The following is a 6,112-nucleotide window of genomic DNA, read 5'->3' as shown; positions in this document are numbered from 1 at the left end:
GGGTCGGCGGGGTCCAGCCGCACCCGCGGCAGGGCCTGCGGGGCGCTCTCGCGCAGCCAGCGCACGAGCTCCTCGCGCACCGCGCAGCGCAGGTCGAACAGCGTCGGGCCGTCCGCGGCGCTCACCAGGGCCCGCAGCCGCACGAAGGAGCCCGTCGCGTCCGTCACCTGCAGCACGAACGCCCGGGAGTCCCACAGCGGGTGCCGCTCGACGAACGCCCCCAGGTGCGCGCGCAGCGCCTCCACCGGCACCGCCCAGTCCACGTCCGCCTCCACCGACCCCAGCAGCTGCGAGCTCGTCCGCGTCCAGTTCTGGAACGGCGTGGAGGTGAAGTACGTCGAGGGCAGGATCAGCCGGCGCTCGTCCCAGACGCGCACCACGACGTAGGTCATGGTGATGTCCTCGACGTTGCCCCACTCGCCCTCCACGACCACGACGTCGTCCACCCGCAGCGCGTCGGTGAAGGCCAGCTGCAGGCCCGCGAAGACGTTGGACAGCGACGTCTGCGCCGCCAGGCCGGCCACGACGCTCAGCACGCCCGCGGAGGCCAGCACGCTGGCGCCCGCGGCCTGCGCCCCCGGCACCGTCATCAGCATCGAGCCCGCCGCCACCACGGCCACCACGGCCACGATCACCCGCCGCACCACGATCGCCTGCGTCCGCAGCCGCCGCGCCCGCCGGTTGTCCGCGACGTCGACCCGCTGGCGGGCCAGCACCACGTCCTGCACCACGAAGGCCAGCACCGCCACGAGCCACGCGCCCACGCCGATGAGGGCCAGGTCCAGCACCCGCAGCGTGGGGGGCCGCCACGACGCCGGGGCGGTGCTCACCTCCAGCGCCGTGCGCACCGCCAGCAGCACCAGCAGCAGCCGCAGCGGCCGCCTGCCGCGGCGGGCCATGTCGGCCAGGACGGGCCGGCGCCGCCCGAGGCGGCGGACGACCCAGGCCAGGACCCCGCACGCCGCGACGGCCGCGACCGCGGCCCCGGCGGCGACGAGCAGCGTGACGCCCACCGAGGTCATCGGCAGCGCGGCGGCGAGCTCCTCGGGCAGCGAGGTGGGCGGCGAGGTGGGGGTCAGGGGCACGGAGGAGCTCCTCGGGGTGGTCGGGGGTGGACACCGATGTCCCGCGGTCCCCGCCACCGTAGGTCAGGCCCCGACGGCCCGCAGCGGCTCAGCCCGGCAGCCACCCCACCCGCCCCACCAACAACGCGTACCCCACGAAGGCGCCCACGTCGATGGCGGTGTGCGCGACGACCAGCGGCAGCACCCGCCCCCAGCGCTGGTAGAGCCGGCCGAACACCAGCCCCATGATCACGTTGCCCAGGAAGCCGCCGGCGCCCTGGTACAGGTGGTACGAGCCCCGCAGCAGCGCGCTGACGACCAGCGCCCGCCCCGGCCGCACCCCCAGCTGCTCCAGCCGGTGCAGCAGGTAACCGGCGACGAGGACCTCCTCGAGGATCCCGTTCTCCGCCGCCGCCAGCACCTGCACCCCCACCGCCCACCACGCGTCGGGCAGCGAGGAGGCCACCACCGTGCGGTTGATGCCGACGGCCACCGCCGCCAGGTAGAACACCAGCCCCGCGCCGCCGATGACGGCCGCCAGCGCCAGCCCGCGCCCCAGGTCGCCCAGCGGCCGGCGCCGGTCCACCCCCAGCACCCGCAGCGACTCGCCCCCGCGCGCCAGCAGGTAGCCCACCAGCAGCACCGGCGCCAGCCCCGAGGCGATCGAGACCAGCTGGAACGCCAGGTCCAGCCACGGCCGGTCCGGGGCGTAGGAGCCCAGCACCGTGGCGCGCTGCGCCGACAGCGGCTGCGGCGCGGTGAGCGCCCCGACGAAGCTGACCACGGCCCGCACCCCGCTGGCGCCCAGCGAGACCGCGAAGACCGCCACGACCTCCCAGACGAGCAGCCGCCGCTCGCGGCCGGCCGCTGGTCCGGCGGGCACCGGGGACGAGGCGCCCACGGCTCAGCCCCGCGCTCCGCCGCCGGCGCGCCCCCCGGCGGCCCGCTCCGTGCCCAGGTAGCCCAGCACCGCCTCGTGCAGCAGCCCGTTGGTGGCGACCGCGTCGCCGCCGCCGCAGCCGTCGATGCCGTCGCGGGAGGTGAAGCGGCCACCGGCCTCCGCGACGATCGGCACCAGCGCGGCCATGTCGTGCAGCGCCAGCTCCGGCTCCGCGGCGATGTCCACCGCACCCTCCGCCAGCAGCATGTAGGACCAGAAGTCGCCGTAGCCGCGGGTGCGCCACACCGTCCGCGACAGCTCCAGGAAGCCGTCCAGGCGGCCCGCCTCCTCCCAGCCGGTGAGGGAGGAGTACGCGAACGAGGCGTCGGCGAGCTCCCCCACCCGCGAGACCGCCAGGCGCGTCGCCGAGGCCAGGCTGCGCCCCGACCACGCGCCCGAGCCGCGGGCCGCCCACCAGCGCTTGCCCAGGGCCGGGGCGGAGACCACGCCCAGGACGGGCACGCCGTCGTCGAGCAGCGCGATGAGCGTCGCCCACACCGGCACGCCCCGCACGAAGTTCTTCGTGCCGTCGATGGGGTCGACCACCCACTGCCGCTGCCCGTGCCCCACCAGGCCGTACTCCTCGCCCAGGACGGCGTCGCGGGGGCGGGTGCGCTTGAGCTGCGCCCGCACCAGCTCCTCGGCGGCGCGGTCGGCGTCGGTCACCGGCGTCAGGTCGGGCTTGGTGTCCACGACGAGGTCGCGGGCGCGGAAGCGGTCCGTCGTCAGCCCGTCCACCGAGTCGGCGATGACGTGCGCCAGGCGGAGGTCGTCGTCGTGGCGGCTGGAACCGGCGGCAGGGGGCACGGACCCGGACGCTACCGCGGGGGAGTGGGCGAGGATGGGAGGGTGCCAGCTCCCGCCGACCGCCGCGCCGCCGCACCAGCGACCTCCCCGGTGCCCGGGGACGGCGGCGACCCGCACCTGTCCGCCCTGCCGGTGGCGCGGGCGCGGATGGGCTGGCTGCTGCTCGTCGGCGGGGCGGTCGGGCTGCTGGCCAGCTTCGTGCTCAGCGTCGAGCGCTACCGCCTGGCCCTCGACCCCACCGGCTACACCCCCTCGTGCAGCCTCAACCCCGTCATCTCCTGCGGCACCGTCATGGCGCAGGAGCAGGCGGCGATCCTCGGCTTCCCCAACCCCTTCCTCGGCGTCGCGGCGTTCCCGGTGCCCGTGACGCTCGGCGCGGTGCTGCTGTCGGGCACCGCGCTGCCGCGCTGGGTGTGGCGGGGCCTGCAGCTGGGGGTCACGGCCGCCGCCGTGCTCGTCGCCTGGTTCGTCACCCAGGCCTACTACGCGATCCACGCCCTGTGCCCGTACTGCATGGTCGTCTGGGCGGTCGTCGTGCCGATGTTCTGGGTCCTCACCGCCGACAACCTCGACCGGGGGCGCATCCCGGTGCCCGCCGCGCTGCACCCGCTGGTGCGCGCCCTCGTCGACTACCGGCTGCTCGTGGTGCTGCTGAGCTACGCGCTGCTCGCGGCGCTGGCGGGCGTGGAGTTCTGGGCGTACTGGCGCACCCTGCTGCCCTGAGCGGGCTCCTCAGTCCTCGCCCTCGCCGGTGCGCGCCCGCAGCAGGCGCCGGAAGGACCCCAGGCGCACCTGCCCGGCCGGGCCCGCACCGGCGCCCGCCACCCAGGCGTCGAGGGCGCACTCCGGCTCGTCGTGGGTGCAGCCGCGCGGGCACCCCGCCGCGCCGGGCTCCAGGTCCGGGAACGCGAGCAGCACCTGCTCCGGGCGCACGTGCGCCAGGCCGAACGAGCGGATGCCGGGGGTGTCGACGACCCAGCCGCCCCCGGGCAGCGGCAGCGCCGAGCTCGACGTCGAGGTGTGCCGGCCGCGGCCGGTGACGTCGTTGACCCGGCCGGTGGCGCGCTCCGCGGTCGGCACCAGCGCGTTGACGAGGGTGGACTTGCCGACGCCGGAGTGGCCCACGAGCACGCTCACCCGGTCCGCCAGCCGCTCCCGCAGGGCGTCCAGGCCGGCGATGCGCAGCCCCTCCGGGGTCTGCTCGCGGTGGGTGCTCACCGTGTCCAGGCCCAGGGGGGCCCACGCGCCCAGCACCTCCCGCGAGGGGCGCAGGTCCGTCTTCGTCAGGCACAGCAGCGGCGTCATCCCGGCGGCGTAGGCGGCGACCAGGCAGCGGTCCACCAGCCGCGAGCGCGGCTCGGGGTCGGCCACCGCCGCCACGACGACGAGCAGGTCGGCGTTGGCCACGACGACCCGCTCCACCGGGTCGGTGTCGTCGGCGGTGCGCCGCAGCACGGTGCGCCGCTCCTCCAGGCGGACGATCCGGGCCAGGGTGTCCGGCTGCCCCGAGACGTCCCCGACCAGGCCCACCCGGTCGCCGACCACGACCCCGGTGCGACCCAGCTCCCGCGCCCGCATCGCCGTCACCCGCGGGGCGCCGGCGGCCGGCAGCGCACCCGGCGCCTCCAGGAGCAGGCAGGTGCAGCGGCCCCGGTCGACGGCCACGACCACGGCGGGCACGGCGTCGGCGTGCACGGGGCGCTCCTTCGTGCGCGGCCGCGACCCCCGCGGGTTGGGGCGGACCCGCACGTCGTCCTCGTCCCAGCGGCGCCGGCTGCGCTCGGCGGGCACGGGGCGGCCCTCCTCAGGCCCGGGTGGTGTCGGACGCGCGGGCGGTGAGCATCGAGCCCCACATGCCGGGGAAGTCCGGCAGCGTCTTGCGCGTCGTGGCGACGTCGACCACCCGCACCCCCGGCACCCGCAGGCCGAGCACCGCCGCGGCGGTGGCCATCCGGTGGTCGGCGTAGGTGCGGAACACCCCCCCGTGCAGCGCCCGCGGCCGCACGAGCAACCCGTCCTCCGTCTCGGTCACGTCGCCGCCGAGGCCGTTGATCTCCGCGGCCAGCGCCGCCAGCCGGTCCGTCTCGTGCCCTCGCAGGTGCCCGATGCCGCGCAGCTGGGAGGGGGAGTCCGCCAGCGCCGCCAGCGCCGTCACGACCGGTGCCAGCTCACCCGCCTCGCGCAGGTCCAGGTCGAGGCCGTAGAGGTCGCCGGTGCCCTGCACGCGCAGGCCCTCGCGCTCCAGCGAGACGTCGGCGCCCATCTGGTCCAGCACGTCGCGCAGCAGGTCGCCGGCCTGGGTCGTCGACTGCGGCCAGCCCGGCACGAGGACGTCGCCGCCGGTGACCGCGGCGGCGGCCAGGAAGGGCGCGGCGTTGGACAGGTCCGGCTCCACCTGCACGTCGAGGCCGCCCAGCTCGCCCGGCTCGACGTGCCAGGTGCCCTCGGTGCCGTCGTCGACGACGGCACCGACGTCGCGCAGCACCTCCACCGTCATCTGCACGTGCGGCCGGCTCGGCAGCGGCGGCCCCTCGTGGCGCACGGTGAGGCCCTGCTCGCAGCGGGAGCCGACGAGCAGCAGCGCGGAGACGAACTGGCTGGAGCGGGAGGCGTCGAGCACCACGGTGCCCCCGCGCAGGCCGCCGCGGCCGCGCACGGTGAACGGCAGGGTGCCGCGGCCGCCGTCGTCCACCTCGACGCCGAGGTCGCGCAGCGCCCCGACGAGGTCGGCCATCGGCCGCTCGCGGGCGCGCGGGTCGCCGTCGAAGCGCACGTCGCCGCCGGCGAGCGCGGCCACGGGGGGCAGGAAGCGCATGACCGTGCCGGCGAGGCCGCAGTCGACGTCGGTGTCGCCGCGCAGCACCTCCTGCGGGCGCAGGATCCAGTCCGCCCCGGCGTCCTCGACCTCGACGCCGAGGCCGTGCACCGCCCGGGCCATCAGCTCGGTGTCGCGCGAGCGCAGCGGCTCGCGCAGCCGGGAGTCGCGCGCCGCCAGCGCCGCGACCACGAGGTAGCGGTTGGTCAGGGACTTCGACCCCGGCACGGTCACGACGGCGTCGACGGGGCCCTCGGCGACCGGGGCGGGCCAGAGGTCCTCCGCGGTGGTGGATCCGTCGGGTGCGGCCGGCTCGGGTGCGCTCACGGGGTCATTGTCCCAGCGCGCCCCGGCGCCGCCGCGCGGGCCGCCCGCAGCGGTGCCGGGGCGCGCACCGGGGGGTCAGTGCAGCCGCTCCACGGCGAGCTGGACGTCCTTGGCGCCCAGGGCCGCGGCGTGGCGGGCCTGCTCGCCGGCGTGCCGGCC

The 6,112-nt window shown here is 77.2% G+C and carries 6 protein-coding genes; 1 reads left to right on the top strand and 5 read right to left on the bottom strand.

All coding sequences use genetic code 11. The annotated features are described in order from the left end of the window. The 3 genes from ABEB16_RS13210 to hisN form a co-directional block, all read right to left on the bottom strand. Nucleotides 1–1,085: mechanosensitive ion channel family protein (locus ABEB16_RS13210; protein ID WP_345712711.1), on the bottom strand; the 1,085-nt coding region annotated here is incomplete at its 3' end. A gap of 88 nt (nucleotides 1,086–1,173) precedes the next feature. After that, on the bottom strand, nucleotides 1,174–1,965 hold the full coding sequence (locus ABEB16_RS13205) for a CPBP family intramembrane glutamic endopeptidase (RefSeq protein WP_345712710.1): 792 nt from the start codon (nucleotides 1,963–1,965) through the stop codon (nucleotides 1,174–1,176). A gap of 3 nt (nucleotides 1,966–1,968) precedes the next feature. Continuing rightward, nucleotides 1,969–2,811: a histidinol-phosphatase gene (gene hisN, locus ABEB16_RS13200; RefSeq protein ID WP_345712709.1), complete on the bottom strand. Its 843-nt coding sequence runs from the start codon at nucleotides 2,809–2,811 to the stop codon at nucleotides 1,969–1,971. A 42-nt stretch (nucleotides 2,812–2,853) separates the two neighbouring features. On the opposite strand from hisN, the gene ABEB16_RS13195 reads away from it, so the two are divergent. After that, the gene (locus ABEB16_RS13195; RefSeq protein ID WP_345712708.1) at nucleotides 2,854–3,534 is read left to right on the top strand and encodes a vitamin K epoxide reductase family protein; all 681 of its coding nucleotides are present in this window, start codon (nucleotides 2,854–2,856) and stop codon (nucleotides 3,532–3,534) included. Between the two features lie 9 nt (nucleotides 3,535–3,543). On the opposite strand, the gene rsgA is transcribed toward ABEB16_RS13195, so the two are convergent. Together rsgA and aroA are read right to left on the bottom strand one after the other, a co-directional pair. Next, the gene (gene rsgA / locus ABEB16_RS13190) at nucleotides 3,544–4,602 is read right to left on the bottom strand and encodes a ribosome small subunit-dependent GTPase A (RefSeq protein ID WP_345712707.1); all 1,059 of its coding nucleotides are present in this window, start codon (nucleotides 4,600–4,602) and stop codon (nucleotides 3,544–3,546) included. Between the two features lie 13 nt (nucleotides 4,603–4,615). Next, complete coding sequence (aroA, locus tag ABEB16_RS13185) at nucleotides 4,616–5,953, bottom strand: 3-phosphoshikimate 1-carboxyvinyltransferase (protein ID WP_345712706.1); 1,338 nt, start codon at nucleotides 5,951–5,953, stop codon at nucleotides 4,616–4,618. Nucleotides 5,954–6,112: the final 159 nt, after the last annotated feature.

Origin of the sequence: Kineococcus glutinatus (genome assembly GCF_039542765.1) — a bacterium.
GTDB lineage: Bacteria > Actinomycetota > Actinomycetes > Actinomycetales > Kineococcaceae > Kineococcus_A > Kineococcus_A glutinatus.
This window is presented reverse-complemented; position numbering and strand designations above follow the sequence as displayed.